Source organism: Streptomyces sparsogenes subsp. cuspidosporus, from assembly GCF_039532705.1.
In the GTDB taxonomy this organism is placed as follows: Bacteria; Actinomycetota; Actinomycetes; order Streptomycetales; family Streptomycetaceae; genus Streptomyces; species Streptomyces sparsogenes.
The window spans coordinates 1-505 of sequence record NZ_BAAASD010000183.1 but is presented as its reverse complement, the minus strand read 5'-3'; the positions used below and the strand labels follow the sequence as shown (position 1 = coordinate 505).

Genomic DNA, 505 nt, shown 5'->3' with positions numbered 1-505 from the left:
CCGGACGGGTGATCTTCGCCTTCCAGCCCGGCGAGGAGGGCTTCCACGGCGCCCGGCACATGATCGACGAGGGGCTGCTCGACCGGCACGGCCCCGGGGGACGGCCCGATGTGGCGTCCGCCCTGCACGTCAGCGCGACGATGCCCAGCGGCGAGCTGCACACCCGCCCGGGCCCGATCATGGCGGCCGCCGACGTCCTGCGGGTGACGGTCACCGGCCGCGGCGGGCACGCGTCCGCCCCGCACCACGCGCTGGATCCCGTGCCGGCGGCCGCGGCGATGGTCGGCGCGCTGCAGACGATGCTCACCCGCCGCGTCGACACGCACGACCCGACGGTGCTCACCGTCAGCCGGATCACCGCCGGGACCACCGACAACGTCATCCCCGAGACGGCCGAGCTCGAGGGCACCCTGCGCACGATGTCGGAGGCCGTGCGCCGCGCCGTCCACACCGAGATCGAGCGCGTCTGCACCCACACCGCACTCGCCCACGGCTGCACCGCGAC

The 505-nt window shown here is 75.4% G+C and carries 1 protein-coding gene; it reads left to right on the top strand.

Annotated features, from left to right (window positions below; all coding sequences use genetic code 11):
* The coding region (locus ABFY07_RS42975) for a M20 metallopeptidase family protein (protein ID WP_346179647.1) at positions 1-505 on the top strand (505 nt) is incomplete at both ends.